General features: G+C 42.6%; 21 protein-coding genes and 1 tRNA gene. 4 read left to right on the forward strand and 18 right to left on the reverse strand.

The genetic code is table 11. The annotated features are described in order from the left end of the window. Positions 1 to 13: 13 nt before the first annotated feature. The 4 genes from OCV39_RS01995 to mutY form a co-directional block, all read right to left on the reverse strand. A tRNA-Phe gene (locus OCV39_RS01995) sits at positions 14 to 89 on the reverse strand. 103 nt (positions 90 to 192) lie between these two features. Then, positions 193 to 1326, reverse strand: coding sequence for a membrane-bound lytic murein transglycosylase MltC (gene mltC, locus OCV39_RS02000; RefSeq protein WP_171757191.1), 1134 nt, complete (start codon positions 1324 to 1326; stop codon positions 193 to 195). A gap of 83 nt (positions 1327 to 1409) precedes the next feature. Then, positions 1410 to 1682 carry an oxidative damage protection protein gene (locus tag OCV39_RS02005; protein ID WP_017052517.1) on the reverse strand — a complete coding sequence of 91 codons (273 nt, stop codon included), beginning with the start codon at positions 1680 to 1682 and terminating at the stop codon, positions 1410 to 1412. A gap of 14 nt (positions 1683 to 1696) precedes the next feature. After that, on the reverse strand, positions 1697 to 2758 hold the full coding sequence (mutY, locus tag OCV39_RS02010; RefSeq protein ID WP_171757190.1) for an A/G-specific adenine glycosylase: 1062 nt from the start codon (positions 2756 to 2758) through the stop codon (positions 1697 to 1699). Between the two features lie 165 nt (positions 2759 to 2923). On the opposite strand from mutY, the gene trmB reads away from it, so the two are divergent. Both trmB and glsB read left to right on the forward strand, forming a co-directional pair. Beyond that, a complete protein-coding gene (trmB, locus tag OCV39_RS02015) occupies positions 2924 to 3643 on the forward strand; it encodes a tRNA (guanosine(46)-N7)-methyltransferase TrmB (RefSeq protein ID WP_261888836.1) in 720 nt (239 codons plus the stop codon). Between the two features lie 118 nt (positions 3644 to 3761). Continuing rightward, positions 3762 to 4682, forward strand: coding sequence for a glutaminase B (gene glsB, locus OCV39_RS02020; RefSeq protein ID WP_171757188.1), 921 nt, complete (start codon positions 3762 to 3764; stop codon positions 4680 to 4682). A gap of 93 nt (positions 4683 to 4775) precedes the next feature. On the opposite strand, the gene hemW is transcribed toward glsB, so the two are convergent. The 7 genes from hemW to OCV39_RS02055 are packed head-to-tail and all read right to left on the reverse strand — an operon-like array spanning position 4776 to position 9540. After that, entirely contained in the window at positions 4776 to 5981 is a 1206-nt protein-coding gene (gene hemW, locus OCV39_RS02025) for a radical SAM family heme chaperone HemW (RefSeq protein WP_171757187.1), read from the reverse strand. Then, entirely contained in the window at positions 5981 to 6577 is a 597-nt protein-coding gene (locus OCV39_RS02030) for an XTP/dITP diphosphatase (RefSeq protein ID WP_017054696.1), read from the reverse strand. The genes hemW and OCV39_RS02030 overlap by 1 nt, the downstream gene beginning before the upstream one ends. Before the next feature lie 38 nt (positions 6578 to 6615). Beyond that, positions 6616 to 7047 carry a DUF4426 domain-containing protein gene (locus OCV39_RS02035; protein WP_171757185.1) on the reverse strand — a complete coding sequence of 144 codons (432 nt, stop codon included), beginning with the start codon at positions 7045 to 7047 and terminating at the stop codon, positions 6616 to 6618. Positions 7048 to 7096: 49 nt separating this feature from the next. Then, positions 7097 to 7387, reverse strand: a complete 291-nt coding sequence (yggU, locus tag OCV39_RS02040; RefSeq protein WP_017054694.1) for a DUF167 family protein YggU — start codon at positions 7385 to 7387, stop codon at positions 7097 to 7099. Further along, positions 7387 to 7944 carry a YggT family protein gene (locus tag OCV39_RS02045; RefSeq protein WP_017054693.1) on the reverse strand — a complete coding sequence of 186 codons (558 nt, stop codon included), beginning with the start codon at positions 7942 to 7944 and terminating at the stop codon, positions 7387 to 7389. Before OCV39_RS02045 ends, yggU begins: the two co-directional genes overlap by 1 nt. A gap of 43 nt (positions 7945 to 7987) precedes the next feature. Beyond that, positions 7988 to 8806 (reverse strand): pyrroline-5-carboxylate reductase, encoded by an 819-nt coding sequence (gene proC / locus OCV39_RS02050; protein WP_171757184.1) that lies wholly within the window; start codon positions 8804 to 8806, stop codon positions 7988 to 7990. 32 nt (positions 8807 to 8838) lie between these two features. After that, complete coding sequence (locus OCV39_RS02055) at positions 8839 to 9540, reverse strand: YggS family pyridoxal phosphate-dependent enzyme (RefSeq protein ID WP_113795760.1); 702 nt, start codon at positions 9538 to 9540, stop codon at positions 8839 to 8841. A gap of 24 nt (positions 9541 to 9564) precedes the next feature. Here OCV39_RS02055 and OCV39_RS02060 point away from each other — a divergent pair, with 24 nt between their 5' ends. Together OCV39_RS02060 and OCV39_RS02065 are read left to right on the forward strand one after the other, a co-directional pair. Continuing rightward, positions 9565 to 10602 (forward strand): type IV pilus twitching motility protein PilT, encoded by a 1038-nt coding sequence (locus tag OCV39_RS02060; protein WP_017054690.1) that lies wholly within the window; start codon positions 9565 to 9567, stop codon positions 10600 to 10602. A 44-nt stretch (positions 10603 to 10646) separates the two neighbouring features. Next, positions 10647 to 11753, forward strand: coding sequence for a PilT/PilU family type 4a pilus ATPase (locus OCV39_RS02065; protein ID WP_171757183.1), 1107 nt, complete (start codon positions 10647 to 10649; stop codon positions 11751 to 11753). 111 nt (positions 11754 to 11864) lie between these two features. On the opposite strand, the gene ruvX is transcribed toward OCV39_RS02065, so the two are convergent. From ruvX to OCV39_RS02100, 7 genes are all read right to left on the reverse strand, one after another. After that, positions 11865 to 12302: a Holliday junction resolvase RuvX gene (gene ruvX, locus OCV39_RS02070; RefSeq protein WP_113795762.1), complete on the reverse strand. Its 438-nt coding sequence runs from the start codon at positions 12300 to 12302 to the stop codon at positions 11865 to 11867. Next, a complete protein-coding gene (locus OCV39_RS02075) occupies positions 12299 to 12862 on the reverse strand; it encodes a YqgE/AlgH family protein (RefSeq protein WP_017054687.1) in 564 nt (187 codons plus the stop codon). Before OCV39_RS02075 ends, ruvX begins: the two co-directional genes overlap by 4 nt. A 58-nt stretch (positions 12863 to 12920) precedes the next feature. Continuing rightward, positions 12921 to 13868, reverse strand: coding sequence for a glutathione synthase (gene gshB, locus OCV39_RS02080; RefSeq protein ID WP_017054686.1), 948 nt, complete (start codon positions 13866 to 13868; stop codon positions 12921 to 12923). Between the two features lie 13 nt (positions 13869 to 13881). Next, positions 13882 to 14613: a 16S rRNA (uracil(1498)-N(3))-methyltransferase gene (gene rsmE / locus OCV39_RS02085; protein WP_017054685.1), complete on the reverse strand. Its 732-nt coding sequence runs from the start codon at positions 14611 to 14613 to the stop codon at positions 13882 to 13884. Positions 14614 to 14750: 137 nt separating this feature from the next. After that, positions 14751 to 15449, reverse strand: a complete 699-nt coding sequence (locus OCV39_RS02090) for an endonuclease (protein WP_261888837.1) — start codon at positions 15447 to 15449, stop codon at positions 14751 to 14753. A gap of 133 nt (positions 15450 to 15582) precedes the next feature. Continuing rightward, complete coding sequence (locus OCV39_RS02095) at positions 15583 to 16095, reverse strand: SprT family zinc-dependent metalloprotease (RefSeq protein ID WP_017054683.1); 513 nt, start codon at positions 16093 to 16095, stop codon at positions 15583 to 15585. A 66-nt stretch (positions 16096 to 16161) separates the two neighbouring features. Further along, positions 16162 to 16959 (reverse strand): DUF2189 domain-containing protein, encoded by a 798-nt coding sequence (locus OCV39_RS02100; protein ID WP_017054682.1) that lies wholly within the window; start codon positions 16957 to 16959, stop codon positions 16162 to 16164. Between the last annotated feature and the right edge of the window lie 267 nt (positions 16960 to 17226).

The following is a 17226-nucleotide window of genomic DNA, read 5'->3' on the forward strand; positions in this document are numbered from 1 at the left end:
ATAATATAAATCATGGTGCCCGGAGGCGGAATCGAACCACCGACACGAGGATTTTCAATCCTCTGCTCTACCGACTGAGCTATCCGGGCAACGGGGCGCTATTAAACTGATTTTCTGCCTTACCGTCAATAACTTTTTTAAAATAAATCGAAATTAGTTGTTGTTCGCTCTCTTTTTAAGCGAGTGTGCTATTTAGGTTCCACCAGAGTTAAATTCTTTCTTGTATTTCGTTACTTTTTCTAAGTACCTGCGTGATTCTTTGTTTGGATGCTTTTTGGTTAACGCCCAGTAAACTTGATTAGGTTGCAGTGAATTGAGATCGTTCATCGCTCGTTTTCTGTTTTTGCTGAACGTATTGAGAACGCCACCGGTTCCACCGTTGTAAGCTGAGATCATGCTGTACTCTAAAGAGATGGGATGATTAACGCTCTTAAGGTAACGGTTTTTTAAGATATAAAAATACGCGGTTCCGGTATCAATATTGGTCTCAGGGTTAAATAAATACTCAGGCGAAGGTTGGCCTGATTTATTTTTGACTAGCTTAAATACATCTCTACCTGCCGTTTTGGGTACTACTTGCATAAGACCATACGCATTGGCCCAGCTAACCGCATAGGGATTGAAGCTGCTTTCTGTTTTTATAATGGCGTAAATCAAATCTTCTGGAATGTCATATTTTCTAGAGGCGCGACGGACAATATCTTCGTATTTGTAGCTTCTCTTATCTGCATGATCAGCCACCATTGGGATTTCAACATAGTAAGCTTTTTTGAAATCGACGTTCTTTACTTTGAGGTTATTGGCAATAAGGTAATCAGCATATTTGTTGGCTCGCCATGACCATTGAATAGGTTTTTTTTCTTGATCGACAACCTGCTTATAAAGAAAAGGTTGCCCTTCGAGCTTGATATTTTTCGATGAGAACAGGTCTACATTAGCAGGATCGTCAGGTGTAAGAAGAGTGGTAACAATCGCATTTTTTAGGTGTTGTTTAGGATCGGTAGGCGAAACCGTTTCAACAATAATTTGACCTTTGCTGAAATTAACCTCTGATCGACTGAGGTAATTGTCTATATATTTCACATAGTTACTTTTTCCAGCGATCTTTATCCCTTTGCTTCCCCAGCGTTTTTCTATGTTACCTGAGAAGCTGTTGATCAGAGCATCTAGTGCTCCAGTATCTTTCTCAAATTGACCTGGTAATTCAGCAAGGTTGCCTGCAAAACGGTTAGTGGGTTCATAATTGACATCATATAAACCTTCGATGAATTCTCGGCTGCAACCAACAAGTGACATTGAAATAAAGAAATAGACTAGCTTTTTCATACGCTCCTCAAATAAAAATGACACCATGCCATAGCGTGAAAACTAGGCAATGATGTCATTATTCACATCAGATAGAAACTGAATTACTCACTCGGTGGAGTATAACCTTCGATTACGACTTCTTTTCCTTCAAAGAGAAAGTTAACCATTTCAGTTTCAAGAAGTTTTCGATGTTCAGGATCCATCATATTGAGTTTCTTTTCATTAATCAGCATCGTTTGCTTACTCTGCCATTGCGCCCAAGCTTCTTTTGAAATGCTGTCAAAAATGCGTTTACCTAAGTCGCCAGGGTAAAGTTGAAAATCCAACCCGTCAGCTTCTTTGTTTAGTCGAGCACAAAATACAGTGCGGCTCATGGTGACTCCTTAATTTATTGATGGGTATTTAATTCAAAAGGTAGGCTTTCTAATAACTGCTTTACGGGAGCGGCTAAGCCAATTTCTTCAGGTTGAGACAAGTTATACCAGAGACCTTTAGTCCCTTCCATTATCAAATTTGGTTGTTTATCTAATTTTACTAATACAGGCGTGATATCTAAGTGGTAGTGGCTGAACGTATGTCTAAACGCAATCATTGTCTTGACCGAATCGGTTTCATTGTCTTTGATTGAGCGAAGATCTAACTGATGTTCGATCTCCGCGTTTTCATTTTGAGGGAAACAGAACAGTCCTCCCCAGATACCAGTTTGAGGGCGTTGTTCGAGCCATACTTGATTGTCGTGGTATAGAATCACAAACCACGTTTCTTTTATTGGCTTTTCTTTCTTAGGCTTCTTGCCTGGGAAATCGAGCTGTCTATCGAGTTTCTTAGCTTCACACATGCTTTCAATTGGGCACAACGTACATTTAGGCTTGCTACGAGTACAAACTATCGCCCCCATGTCCATCATCGCTTGGTTGTACTTATCAACGTTTTTGCTTGGAGTATGTGTCTCTGCGTGTTCCCAAAGCTGGCTCTCGACTCTCTTTTGCCCGGGCCAACCTTCTACTGCGAAGCTTCTCGCCAAGGTGCGCTTGACGTTGCCATCAAGGATCGCATGGGGGAGTTTATGAACCGAAGACAGCACTGCTGCGGCAGTAGATCGTCCAATGCCTGGTAGCGCGTTCATCTCTTCTATAGAAAATGGAAATTCACCACCATATTGCTCGGCAACAATCTTGGCGGCCTTGTGCAAGTTACGAGCACGGGCGTAATAGCCCAATCCAGTCCATAAGTGCAACACTTCATCTTGTTCAGCATTGGCTAAATCAATGACTGTCGGAAAACGTTCAAGAAAACGCTCATAATAGGGGATAACCGTGGTTACTTGAGTTTGTTGGAGCATGATCTCCGATAGCCAAACGGTGTAAGCTGTTTTATTTTGTTGCCATGGAAGGTTCTTCCTACCGTAGGCGTCATACCATTTCAAAATGGCGTTTGCGAATGGGGTCACGACAAGCTCGATGTTTTACTTTTATTAGGTCTAAAATTGCACCACAATTAACACTGGATGTAAAACAGACAAATTGTATGGGTATTTATCGATAGAAAGACTTGCACCAGAGGCAATTCTTTGGATAATCCCCGCTTTGATTAATCAATGTGCAGGCAAAAACCAATGAGTGAAGTGACCACTAACGAATATACTGAAGATGGCAAACTGGTTCGAAAGATCCGTAGTTTTGTTCGTCGCGAAGGCCGCTTAACAAAAGGCCAAGAGAACGCGATGAATGAATGTTGGCCAACAATGGGTATCGATTACAACCCAGAACTTCTTAACTGGAAAGAAGTATTTGGCAACGATAACCCAGTTGTACTAGAGATTGGCTTCGGTATGGGTGCATCACTGGTTGAAATGGCAAAGAACGCGCCTGAGAAAAACTTCTTGGGTATCGAAGTTCATAGCCCGGGTGTTGGTGCATGTTTAGGTACTGCTCGTGATGCGGGTGTCACCAACTTACGCGTAATGTGCCACGATGCAGTAGAAGTATTCGAACACATGATCCCAGATAGCAGCCTGCATACTCTGCAACTGTTTTTCCCTGACCCATGGCACAAAGCTCGTCACCACAAACGTCGTATCGTTAAGGCTGAGTTCGCAGAGATGGTTCGCGGTAAGCTTCAACTTGAGTCTGGTATTTTCCACATGGCGACTGACTGGGAAAATTACGCAGAGCATATGATTGATGTGATGAAGGTTGCGCCTGGTTTTGAAAACATCGCGGCGGAAGGCGATTACATCCCTCGTCCTAATGAGCGTCCTTTAACTAAATTTGAAGCACGCGGTCACAGACTTGGTCACGGTGTTTGGGATATTAAATACAAGCGCGTAAAGTAGCGCTATCGAGTAATCAATACTCGGGCTTGTAGTCCAGAATTAGAAAGCCAACATGATTGAATATGTTGGCTTTTTTGCCCTTTGAACTCTACAAATTAATAAAAATAATAGGTCGAAGATGAAGCCGACAGAACAATTGTTGACGGATATTCTAGAAGAAGTTCGTCCATTGATTGGCAAAGGGAAAGTTGCTGATTATATTCCTGCTCTTGCAAAAGTATCGAACCAGAAACTGGCAATGGCGGTCTATACCAATGATGGTGAAGTGATTAAGTCTGGTGATGCTGATGAAGCTTTTTCGATTCAATCTATTTCGAAAGCACTTAGCTTAACGCTGGCGATGGTGCTTTATAAGCCAGAAGAGATCTGGGATCGTGTTGGAAAGGAGCCTTCTGGTCAGGCATTCAATTCGATGATCCAGCTTGAGATGGAGCAAGGTATTCCTCGCAACCCATTTATTAATGCAGGTGCTATCGTGGTGGCAGACTTGCTCAGTAGTCGCCTCTCTGCCCCGAGACAACGTTTATTAGAGTTTGCACGCCAACTGTCGGGTGATACTCATATTGTTTATGACAAGGTCGTAGCGGCTTCAGAAATGATGCATAGCGATAGAAATGCAGCCATCGCTTACTTAATGCGTGCTTTTAGTAATTTTGATAATGACGTCATTCCTGTGTTGAATAACTATTTCCATGCCTGCGCACTAAAAATGAGTTGTGTGGATTTGGCAAAAACCTTCAGCTACCTTGCTAATAAAGGCGTTTCGGTACAAACCAGCAAACAGATAGTTACGCCAACACAGACCAAACAGTTAAACGCGCTTTTGGCTACCTGTGGGCTTTATGATGGAGCTGGGGAATTTGCATATCGAGTTGGTATGCCAGGGAAGTCAGGTGTTGGTGGCGGGATTATTGCGATCGTTCCAGGAGAAATGACCATTGCTGTCTGGTCTCCAGAGCTCGATCCGTCAGGAAACTCTTTGGCTGGCACTCAAGCATTAGAGCTATTTTCTGAAAAAATTGGGCGTTCGATTTTTTAATGTTAGTAGAGATGTTCCCTAGCAAAACCAAAAGAGAACAAGGTACTTATTTCATTTAGAAAGAGTACCTTGAATCAAATCGTCTCTTAATACTTACTCTTCTGCCATAAACGCTTCTAGAAGGTCGTTAAGGAATAATTTTCCTTTTTCAGTGATCTGCCAATGAGTCTCTGATTGGCTCAAGAACTCTTTATCAAGCGCCCAATTAATCGTTGGTTGAATGCTTGCTAAACTTAATCCCGTAGTGTTAATGAAATCCTGTTTAGGGCAAGCTTCGAGCAATCTAAAGCGGTTCATGAAAAATTCAAATGGACGATCTTCCTTGGGTACTTCAAATTCGTCTGATAGATATGGCTTCACCATGTTCTGATATGCGGCTAAGTAGCCTCTAGGGTGCTTAACTTTGGTGGTACGAGTGATGCGCCCATCTGCAAAACTCAGTTTACCATGAGAGCCACAGCCAATACCTAGGTAGTCACCAAAGCGCCAATAGTTGAGGTTATGTTGACACTGGTATCCCGGTTTGCTGTAGCCGGAGATTTCATATTGCACATAGCCCGCATCATTGAGCTTTTGATGTCCACGTTCGAAGATATCCCACAAATCATCATCATCAGGTAGAGTCGGTGGCTTAAAGTGGAACATCGTATTCGGCTCAATGGTGAGTTGATACCAAGATAAATGCGGCGGATTAAGCTCTATAGCTTTGTCGAGATCTAGGAGTGCTTGCTCAATAGTTTGATTGGGTAAACCGTGCATCAAATCGAGATTAAAGCTTTTCAAACCAATCTTATGTGCCAGATGAGCGGCATTGATTGCTTCATCTTTTCCGTGAATTCGACCTAAGCGTTCTAGTTTCTCTTGCTCAAAGCTCTGTACCCCAATGGAGATGCGCGTAACGCCTGCTTTCTCATAACCAGCAAATCGATCTGCTTCAATAGTCCCCGGGTTGGCTTCCATTGTAATTTCAATATCAGATTTAAAGGTAATGCGCTGTTCTATGCCTTGTAACAAGCGCTGAATCTCTTCTGGCGATATGAGACTTGGAGTCCCACCGCCAATAAAGATGGAGTGCAGAGGGCGTGGGTTGTCGTTGAGTTGATAGCGATTGATGTCGGTATCGAGATCTTCTAGCAACGCATCAATGTATTCACGTTCAGGAATTTTTGATTTCAATGCATGCGAATTAAAGTCACAGTAAGGGCATTTTTGAACGCACCATGGGATGTGAACATAAAGACTTAATGCTGGTGGAATCAAAACCGCCGAATTGGAATCTATTGCCGCTGGGTTGGTCATTATTGATTTTTCTCTAATGCTGAGAATAAAGTTTTCAATGCTTTACCACGATGCGAAAGTTGCTTCTTACGTGTTGATTCTAGCTCGGCAGATGCGCATTGATCCTCTGGTACCCAGAAAATAGGGTCATAACCAAAGCCGTTTTCACCGTGAGCTTCTTCAAGAATACTTCCTTCCCATTTGCCGTGACAAACAATCGGGGTTGGATCGTTTTCATGGCGCATCAGAACGAGTACACAGTGAAAGCGTGCGCTACGTTGCTCAGTTGGAACGCCTTTCATTTCATTAAGCAGTTTTTCAAGGTTCTGTTGATCCGTTGCGTTCTCGCCAGCAAAACGAGCTGAATAGATTCCAGGCGCACCTTTCAGGAAATCGACCTCTAAACCTGAGTCATCAGCAATCGCAGGTAGGCCCGTTGCCTTTGCTGCATGGCGAGCTTTGATGATGGCATTCTCAATAAATGTCGTGCCAGTTTCTTCGGCTTCTGAAACGTTGAATTCGCTTTGTGAGAAAACCTCAAAGCCAAATTCAGACAGAAGATCTGCCATTTCACGTACCTTGCCTTGATTTCCAGTCGCTAATACTAATTTTTTCATAATGTTTTTCGTCTGTGTATTCGATAAAAATTGAAGGTTTACTCTTCAACGTAAAATTTTTGGCTGAAACGTAAAGGGCCAGAACCCACGTTTCCAGCGTCAATATCAATCGTAAAGGTTAGATTATCTTCATGAGATATCGGAAATTCTGCAAGGTAATAAATAGCGTCACCCTCTTTGATTTCTTTAAATGATAGCGTCTTGATTTGCCCGATTAGGTTTTTGACCGAACCGTTCACTTTTGCTTGAGTCGCTGGCTTGCCAAGGGATGATTTGTCGAGCACGCTAATGTTTAAGATTGCAGAGTATCCATTACGCTTTAGCTCATAACTGCGAGCTACCTTTGGCGTTAAAAATGTCGAGTTGAATGCGACATAATGCACTTCTGCATCTTTAATGTTTTTGAACTGACCAGCCCAACTTGGGAAGGCGAGTAGGCTTAAAAGGGCTACCGTGATCCATTTGCTCATGATGTTCTCCTTACTCATTATTTGCTCTTAATAAAATGATAAAAAGCCATCATAGGATGGCTTGAATATCAGTAGGTATTTGGCTTGGTTCGCATATTCGTATCTGCTTGTGCCGTCCTAATTCGCCTTTCTCTATGACAACTAAGCCTTTGGCTACTTTGAATTGCTTCGCAAGGTACTTTGTCAGGTGGGCGTTGGCTTTACCATCGACTGGCGGAGCGGTGATCGCTATCTTTAGCTCCTCGCCATGTAACCCAACAATTTTATCTCTACTTGCTTTAGGCTGGATATAGAGCCGTAGCAAAATATCCTGCCCATCTTTCCAAGCCGCTAATGACATTATAGTTGGAACCAGACAGGGCCAATAATGTCGCCCATTAAGAAGTTAGCAAACTGAAGGCCAATAAATAGCACAAGCACGCTAAGATCAAATCCACCCATAGCAGGTAAAATACGGCGAATTGGCGCTAGCATTGGTTCTGTTAATTGATGGAATACATACTCTATTGGGCTACGACCTTGGCTTACCCAGCTTAATATTGCGCGGATAAGTAGAACCCAGAAAATCAAACCACCTGCCGCTTTCAATAGTGATAATAAACCTAAGAATAGGAAATCGAGACTAAAACTAAACGCACCGTTAGACGCGATTAATACGAGTGCGACAAATTTAACCACACACAATACATAAGCAAAGATGACCGTAGCTAAATCAAGACTACCAATAGATGGAATAATGCGTCTTAGTGGTGCAACCACCGGTTGAGTGGCCTTCACGATAAATTGCGAGAATGGGTTATAGAAATCAGCCCGTGATGCTTGTAACCAAATACGTAAAATCACCACCATGATGTATAAATCAAAAACGGTTGATATTAGAAAACTCATTGAATTCATAAATAGCCCTTAAAACAGATAACTCGTAAAGATACGAGATTGATTAAAACAGTTTTTCCATCTCTTCAGCTCTAGATACTGCGGCTTGCATCGCTTTAGCAACTGTATCTGAAAGTTGATGTTCGTTAAATGTGCGTAGTGCTTCGGCCGTGGTTCCGCCTTTTGATGTCACTTGTTCTCTTAGTGTAGAGAGTTCCGTTTCAGGATTCGCGACAACCATTTCAGCAGCACCTAAAGCCGACTGTTGGACTAAGAGTCTGGCGGTCTCTTTATCAAATCCTTGCTCAATCGCTTCAGCTTGCATTGCTTCCATAAAGAGGAAGAAATAGGCGGGAGCACTGCCAGCCGCGGCAATGATATTGTTGATACCTGATTCTTGTTCTACCCAGCATACCTCACCAACGGCACTCATTAGATCTGAAGCAAACATTTTATTTGATTCATCCACGTTGCTAGAGGCGTATAAACCACTCATGCCTTTGCCGAGCAGTGATGGAGTATTTGGCATCACACGTACAAGGTTTAGTTCCGTTGCAAGCATCTCATTGAGTCTTGTCGCTGAAATACCAGCCGCGATAGAAATTACCAGTTTATTACCATAATTGATCGCTTGAAGTGGTTTGCATACTTCTTCCATCATTTGTGGTTTTACTGATAATACGACAACATCAGCTTGAGATGCGGCTGCAAAGTTGTCGTCTGTGGTTAGGATTTTGTAATCTTGCTCTAGCGGTTTTCGTCTGGTTTCAGACGGTGCTGTCGCGGTAATATGATCGGCAGGGTAGCCACTTGCTACTAATCCAGCAATGATTGAGCGAGCCATATTACCAGCTCCGATAAATGCAATTTTCTTATGATCCATCTATTAAAATCCTAATGTTATATCGTGCAAGCTTAGCGGTAGTCACGAGCGCCAAATAGTGCGGTGCCAATTCTTACCATTGTGCTGCCTGCTTCAATGGCGGCGTCCATATCTCCGCTCATACCCATAGAGAGTGTATCTAAGCCGGAATACTGCTCTGCCAACTTATCGTTAATTTGTGTGAGTTGATTAAATGCAGCCAGTTGAGATTGGTGATCGGTCACATTGGCAGGAATTGACATCAACCCTCTTAACGTGAGGTTTGGCAAAGAAGAAATCAACTCCGCGATCTCAAATATTTCTTGCTCTGATGCGCCTGATTTAGATGCTTCACCACTGGTGTTCACTTGAATTAGCACTTGCAGTGGTGGTAAACCTTCTGGGCGCTGATCGCTCAACCTCTGGGCTATTTTTGCGCGAGATACGGTGTGAACCCAGTGAAAGTTTTCTGCAATTGGTTTGGTTTTATTGGACTGGATTGGACCAATAAAGTGCCATTCAAAATTTAAATTAGAATGTTGTTCGGAAAAATGTTTTACTTTATCAACACCTTCTTGCACATAGTTTTCACCAAACCGGACTTGTCCCGCTTGAGCAGCCTCGAGGATTGCCTCTAATGGTTTAGTCTTACTTACGGCTAAAAGTTGCACAGACTCTGGAGCTCGTCCACACTTTTGCTCACAGCTTCGAATCTGTGAGGTGATATGTTTAATGTTTTGTTGAATACTATTCATAGTCGACTTTACTAAGGAAAATAAATGGATATCTCTGAATTACTGGATTTTAGTGTAAAGCATAACGCATCAGATCTACATCTTTCTGCAGGTGTTCCTCCTATGGTACGTATAGATGGCGAAGTAAGAAAGCTTGGAGTGCCAGCTTTTAGCCATGCAGATGTACATCGTTTGGTTTTTGAGATCATGAACGATGCTCAACGTAGCGAGTATGAAGAAAAACTGGAGGTCGATTTCTCATTTGAACTTCCTCAAGTTGGACGTTTTCGTGTGAATGCTTTCAATCAAGCACGCGGCTGCGCAGCTGTATTTCGTACTATTCCAGTGGAGATCCCAACATTAGAGCAGTTGGATGCACCGGAAATATTTGAAAAAATAGCTAATTATGAGAAAGGTTTAGTTTTGGTTACTGGGCCTACTGGTTCTGGTAAATCGACAACCTTGGCGGCCATGGTCGATTATGTGAATCGTCACCATAATAAGCATATCTTAACCATTGAAGATCCGATCGAGTTCGTTCACACCAATAACAAAAGCTTAGTGAATCAGCGTGAAGTCCATCGTGATACTCACAGTTTTAAAAATGCTTTACGTTCAGCTTTGCGTGAAGACCCTGATGTGATCTTAGTGGGGGAGTTGCGAGACCAAGAGACGATCAGCTTAGCGTTAACCGCAGCCGAAACAGGACACTTAGTTTTTGGTACGTTGCACACCAGCTCTGCGGCGAAAACTATTGACCGTATTATTGATGTCTTCCCAGGTAGCGATAAAGATATGGTTCGTTCGATGATGTCTGAGTCATTACGTGCGGTGATTGCTCAAAAACTCTTAAAACGCATTGGTGGTGGGCGAGTTGCGTGTCATGAAATTATGATGGCAACCCCTGCAATTCGTAACTTGATCCGTGAAGATAAAGTCGCGCAAATGTACTCCATCATTCAAACCGGCGCCGCTCATGGCATGCAAACCATGGAGCAAAATTCGAAACAGCTCATTGCTCAAGGTTTGGTTGAGTTGGAAGAAGTGCAGAAAAAAATTGAAATAGAAACCTCACTGTTTTAAATAATTGACCTCCCCATTTAGCGTTAGAAGAGACGAGTACAATCATGGAATTAAATCAAATCCTCGCGGGGATGAATGAAGAAAAAGCATCGGATCTTTATATTACTGTCGGTGCTCCTATTCTCTTTCGTATTGATGGGGAGCTAAGACCACAAGGTGAAAAGCTATCAGAAGATCAGGTAACAAGCTTGCTTGATGCGATGATGGATGCCGATCGTCAGAATGAGTTTCGCCAATCCCGTGAATCAAATTTTGCGATTATGAGAGATTTTGGGCGTTTTCGTGTGAGTGCTTTTTTCCAGCGAGAACTGCCAGGCGCGGTGATTCGCCGTATTGAAACGGTGATCCCGACGTTTGAGCAATTGAAATTGCCCGTGGTATTACAAGACCTTGCGATTGCAAAACGTGGATTAGTGCTGGTGGTTGGTGCGACTGGTTCGGGTAAATCGACATCAATGGCCGCGATGACAGGCTATCGCAATAGCAATCGGTCGGGTCATATTTTGACGGTAGAAGATCCGATTGAATTCGTGCATGAACATCAGCGTTGTATTGTGACCCAGCGTGAAGTCGGTTTAGACACGGATAGCTATGAAGTGGCGTTGAAAAACTCACTGCGTCAGGCTCCAGATATGATCTTAATTGGTGAAATTCGTAACCGAGAAACCATGGAATACGCGATGACGTTTGCTGAAACCGGGCATCTTTGTATGGCGACTCTGCACGCGAATAACGCTAACCAAGCCTTAGAACGCATTTTGCACTTAGTACCGAAAGAGCAAAAAGAGCAGTTCCTATTCGATCTTTCTATGAACTTAAAAGGCATTGTGGCTCAGCAATTGATTCGTGATAAAAACGGAAAAGGTCGTCATGGGGTATTTGAGATCTTGCTTAATAGTCCAAGGATCTCAGATTTGATCCGTCGAGGCGATCTACATGAATTAAAAGCGACAATGGCGAAATCTCAAGAGATTGGAATGCAAACCTTTGATCAATCACTGTATAAGTTAGTCGTGGAAGGGAAGATCAATGAGGAAGATGCACTTCATAGTGCTGATTCAGCGAACGATCTACGTTTAATGCTGAAAACACAGTCCAAAACAGATTCTGACAGTAGCAGCTTAAGTGGCATAAAAATCGAAATGGATTAATGGTTAAGGGCGGGGATTTGCTGTAGTCATTGAATTCAATTAAATAAGTTCTAGTGGGGAAATCCGCTAGAACTTATTTTTTACTGATGAGTTTTATCCAAAGAGTGAGGGTTACTCACCCCATTGAGCTTCAAACCAACTCTCTAGAATAACAACCGCAGATTGGCAGTCGATATTGCCTTTGCTTAACGCTTTGTATCCACCCATCTCAAATAGTTCTTCACGAGCTGTCGTGGTTGAAAGTCGTTCATCATGCAGTTCGACTGTATAACCGAACCGGCCATGAATTCGATTGGCAAATTTCTTCGCTCTAGCGGTGATCACTTCGAGGTCTTTGCCATTTAAATCAGTCGGAAGCCCGACCACGATAAGATCTGGTTGCCACTCTTTCAGCATTTTTTCGATATCATCCCAGTTAGGGATACCATCTTTAGCTTTAAAGGCTTTTAATGGGTTTGCGGTGCCTGTAATTTCTTGTCCAATGGCACTACCAATGCTTTTTGTGCCGTAATCGAAAGCGATAATTGAACGTGATTTTGTGTTGCTCATGCGTGTCCTGCTTGGGATGACAGTTGAGCAGCATCAATGCCGAGCATTTGCACTGCTTTTTGCCATCGTTCGTTAATAGGTGTTTCAAAAATGACGCTTGGATCGGCTTCAATAGTTAGCCATGAATTATCCGCAAGTTCGACTTCTAATTGACCCGGTTCCCAACCTGAGTAGCCCAAAGCAACTAAGTAGTTATTTGGCTCAGCTTCGGTTCCCAATACATTAAGAATGTCTTTAGAAGTTGTGACCGAGATTTTCTCCGTCATTTGAATGCTTGATTCATAGCTATCTTTGGGTTCGTGTAAAATAAACCCGCGATCTTCAGATACTGGCCCACCATTAAGTACTGGTTTCTCTAAACTCTCTACGTTTAATTGTGGGTGGATGTTATCCACATCAACTTGTTTCAACATTTTCCCTACAGTGACATCGATAGGAGCATTAATGATTAACCCCATTGCTCCCTCTTCATTATGTTCGCACAAGTAGATCACCGTACGTTTAAAGTAGGGGTCTTGCATTCCGGGCATTGCCACAAGAAAGTGATTGGTTAGGTCCATAACGATTCCTGTATCAAAGGGAAGAGAGTTAGGCAGTATATGTACTGCCTAAATTGAGTTATGCGTTAATTCGGCGTTCAATGGCATCCATTAATTTACCTGTAATTGAGATATCAAAAGCGGCTTCGATCTCTTTAATACAAGTAGGACTTGTGACATTAATTTCAGTCAATTTATCGCCAATAACATCTAAGCCAACAAAAATTAAGCCTTTCTCTTTTAACGTTGGAGCGACTGCTTGTGCAATCTTAAGGTCGGTTTCACTCAGTGGGCGTGCTTCACCTCTACCGCCTGCTGCTAAATTCCCACGAGTTTCCCCTTTAGCTGGAATTCTTGCTAAGCAGTATGGCATTGGCTCACCATCGACGACTAAAATACGCTTATCACCGTTGCTGATATCAGGAACAAAGGTTTGCGCCATGCAGTAGTTTTGTCCATGGTTCGTCAGTGTTTCAATGATCACTGATACGTTTGGATCGCCCGCTTTTACACGGAAAATGGACGCACCACCCATTCCATCTAGCGGTTTAAGGATCACATCGCCGTGCTCTTCTCTAAATGCTTTAATCTTCTCTGCTTTACGCGTCACTATGGTGGTCGGCGTTAGTTCAGGGAACCATGCGGTGAACAACTTCTCATTACAATCACGTAGGCTTTGTGGTTTGTTGACAATGAGAGCACCATTTTCTTCAGCACGTTCAAGAATGTAAGTCGCGTAAATGTATTCAGTATCAAAAGGAGGATCTTTACGCATTAGCACGGCATCAAGATCAGATAAAGCGATGGTTTGCTCTGACTTAAATTCGTACCAATCGTTTGGATCTTCTTTTAGCTCAACGACTTTTGTATCAGCAATGGCGACGCCTTGATCTAAGTGTAGATCATCCATCTCCATATAGTGAATTTCATAGCCGCGACGCTGTGCTTCAAGCATCATGGCAAAGCTAGAGTCTTTTTTGATATTAATGGATGAAATAGGATCCATTACGATGCCAAGTTTGATCATTGTTATTCTCCAGTTAGCCTAGATCGCCGAAACGAACTTGTAAGGCTGTGATAGCGGTAAGCGCGGCAGTTTCGGTACGAAGTACTCGTGGGCCAAGCAAAGTTTCTTCAAATTTGTATTGTTCTGTCATGCTGATCTCTTCAGCTGATAAGCCGCCTTCTGGGCCGATAAGCAGACGAACTTTCTCTACAGGTTCAGGAAGTGTATTGATTGAATATTTTGCTCTAGGATGAAGGTTTAACTTTAGAGCATCGCTATTTTCAGCACACCAAGCTTCAAGTTGCATGATTGGGCGAATGGTTGGGACGATATTACGCCCTGATTGTTCGCAAGCTGCGATAGCAATTTTCTGCCATTGAGCCAGTTTCTTCTCAAATCGTTTCGTGTCAAGTTTTACGCCACAACGTTCCGAGATCAGTGGAGTAATGGTATTAACACCAAGTTCAACCGACTTTTGAATGGTGAATTCCATTTTATCACCACGTGATACCACTTGACCTAAATGTAGGTTGAGAGGGGATTCTGAGCTGCGTTCAACACGGCTAGTGACTTCTACATCAACATGTTTTTTGCTTACTTGAGTGATAACTGCAGGAAATTCAGCGTTACTTCCATCAAATAAAAGTACCTCTTGGCCTTCCTTCATTCGTAATACGCGGCCAATATGACCCGCGGCATCTTCACAAAGTGCAATTGTGCCTAGCCCATGGATGAGTTCTGGGTGATAAATTCGAGGGACTCTCATTATGATAAACCTATAAATGCTTTATTTTTGGATACAATATCTCAGCCTAACATGGATGCTAGTCAGTGAAAAAACAAGTATCTCTTTATAATTTAGAATGAGTTCTTATGGCTTTACACCATAAGAACGAGGTGAATTTATTGACAAGCTTGGACAACAAAAGGATTGTGATTTTTTTGGATTTTAGAGATGCGCTTATCTCGTTCACATTCCCATTCATCTGGCGGGAAACTCTTATTCCACGCTGTCATCAATTGAGTTTGTTGCTTTGACAGCTTAAAGCCATACTCTTGACTCATGTATAAGTAAGTTCGAGCAATCGATCCTTTTGCTCTGTCAGGTGGCATCACTTTACGCTGCTTAAAGTTAATTTGCATTTCACATTGCCCATAACTTACGCCATTAAGGCCATTCCACTGGCTAAAGTTATAGTTAGAACGATCACCGTTCACTTCACCAATAGCAGGGGTAAGGTTGTGAAGATCGGCTTCCATTGATTTGAATGTCTTGTCATTTTTGGTGCAATTCTTTCGTCCACCAGTTTGCCAACACTGGCGCTGGTGGCCAAACTGCCATGCTGGAACGACATGCTCCCACTCGATTCGGCTGGCTCTTTTTTGTTGCTTACGAACTTGGTATCCGCATGCCTTTAAATCAGGGACCCCTTTCTTTTTATTTTTCCAAGTAATATCGCATCCACAGTAGAAGCTGGTTGGGTGATCTAAATAGATCTTAACCGCTTCTCTTTTGGCTTTTGAAAATGAAGAGGGAGGGGCAGATAGAGCGATGGAAGGGATTAGCCCTACAGCTGCGATCATTAATACGAGAGTTTTCATAATAAAAGACTGGTAAAAGTATGATAAATACCAGTCTACCACTCAAATGATAAAAGTCTCTATTACATAATTCTCATTAGGGTTCATGCAGAGAAAATATGGACCTCAGATAAATAACGATATTTTTGTCGCATTAACTGAGCTGTTTACCGCTATAGGTGAGCGTCTGTTTACACTGCTGACAACGGTACGTTGCTTGGTTTCGAATGACTTTATTGTGTCGGCGTATCGTTAAAGGGTAACTGGAACAGCCGCATTGATACTCGAAAGTCTTGCCTTGCACAGAGGTGACAGTAAAAGAGTGAGTTGTGTTGGCGGGGATATTAAATACGGAATTCATCACGCCTTGCCACTCTTTCCCGTGCGGGCGAACTCGACCATAGACTTGATAAGTGATGAGGTGGGCGACCTCGTGGGGAATCACTTCATCTAGAAACGCTTGTTGGTTCTCTTTGAAAAGAATCGGGTTAATACGAATTTCATTAAGTTGAAGGTAGGCTTTTCCTGCGGCTTTTCCTCTTAATTGAAAGCTTATTTTTGGCATAGTAAAAGGTTGCTGGAAGGCTTTGCTCGCAATGCTAATACACTCGGCTAATTTCTTCGTTGCTGAGTAAGTGAGTTCGTTGTGTTGCAAAATATTCCCCATAAAAAAAGGCCTTAGCGCCGAAGCTAAGGCCAAATACTATCATCTTTGGGGTTTAATACTGGAGACCTATAGATGATGTTTTTTCTTAATTGTCGCGTGATAGGCATGCCATGTTCCATATCCTAAAATAGGCATAGTAAATAGCATTCCAAAACCGTAGGTGGCAAAGCCGATAAGGATGCCGCCACAAATAATCGCAGCCCATACGATCATCGCTGGTATATTGGATTTGACCGCATTGAAGCTAGAGAAAATGGCACTCATCATATCCACTCGGCGTTCCATCATTAGCGGGATAGAAAATGCAGAGATACTGAAAACGACACTGGCGAGTACAAAGCCAACTGCAGACCCAATAATGAGGAAAGGAGCAAACTCAGCAATTGGCGCACCTTGAACTGAAGGGTATAGCGCATAAAGTAGTGCGGCGATACGCATCCAGAAAATCATGGCAACGGCGAGTAATATTGCAAATGCCCATTGAGCGGTTGAATTTCGACGGATGGCTTTCATGGAGTGAAATAGACTTGCATCGTGCCCTTTTTCTCGCTCCCAACTGGCATCATAAAGCCCAAGAGCTAAGAATGGCCCAATGAGCATATAGACAACTAAACTCGGCATCACCACAAGATGGGTCCCTTGCCATTGTACTAATTGAACAATCGCAATCGCGGCAGCCATAAAACATAAGCCGTAAAACGCGCTAATGATGGGCATTCGAATAAAGTCATGCAAGCCAAGAGATAACCAATGAAAGGGGGCGGAAACACTGAGTTGGTTACATGGAATGGTACGAGCATATTCGCTGTTCTTGACGTGATGCTTTTTATTTTCAAAGTCTGAGTTATGTACTGTTCGAGGCATAAATCCTCCCTGATTTAAGACGAATCTTAGTTAATTGAATCAATGACTATGATTTTTTAAGCGTCTATTTTTCAGCTAACGTCTAATAAACTGATAATGATAACGACTTAAGTTTCTCATTAACTATTGTCACTGATACTGCAAAATACAAATTTTAGACGGGATAAAGATGGGTTTATTTTTTGGGGCTGGAGCTATGTAGCAAAGGGATGTGTTGCTTATGCGGAATTTTACTCAAAGATTCTGATAGTTATAATTAGACCTACA

It is taken from the genome of Vibrio cortegadensis (genome assembly GCF_024347395.1).
Taxonomy (GTDB): domain Bacteria; phylum Pseudomonadota; class Gammaproteobacteria; order Enterobacterales; family Vibrionaceae; genus Vibrio; species Vibrio cortegadensis.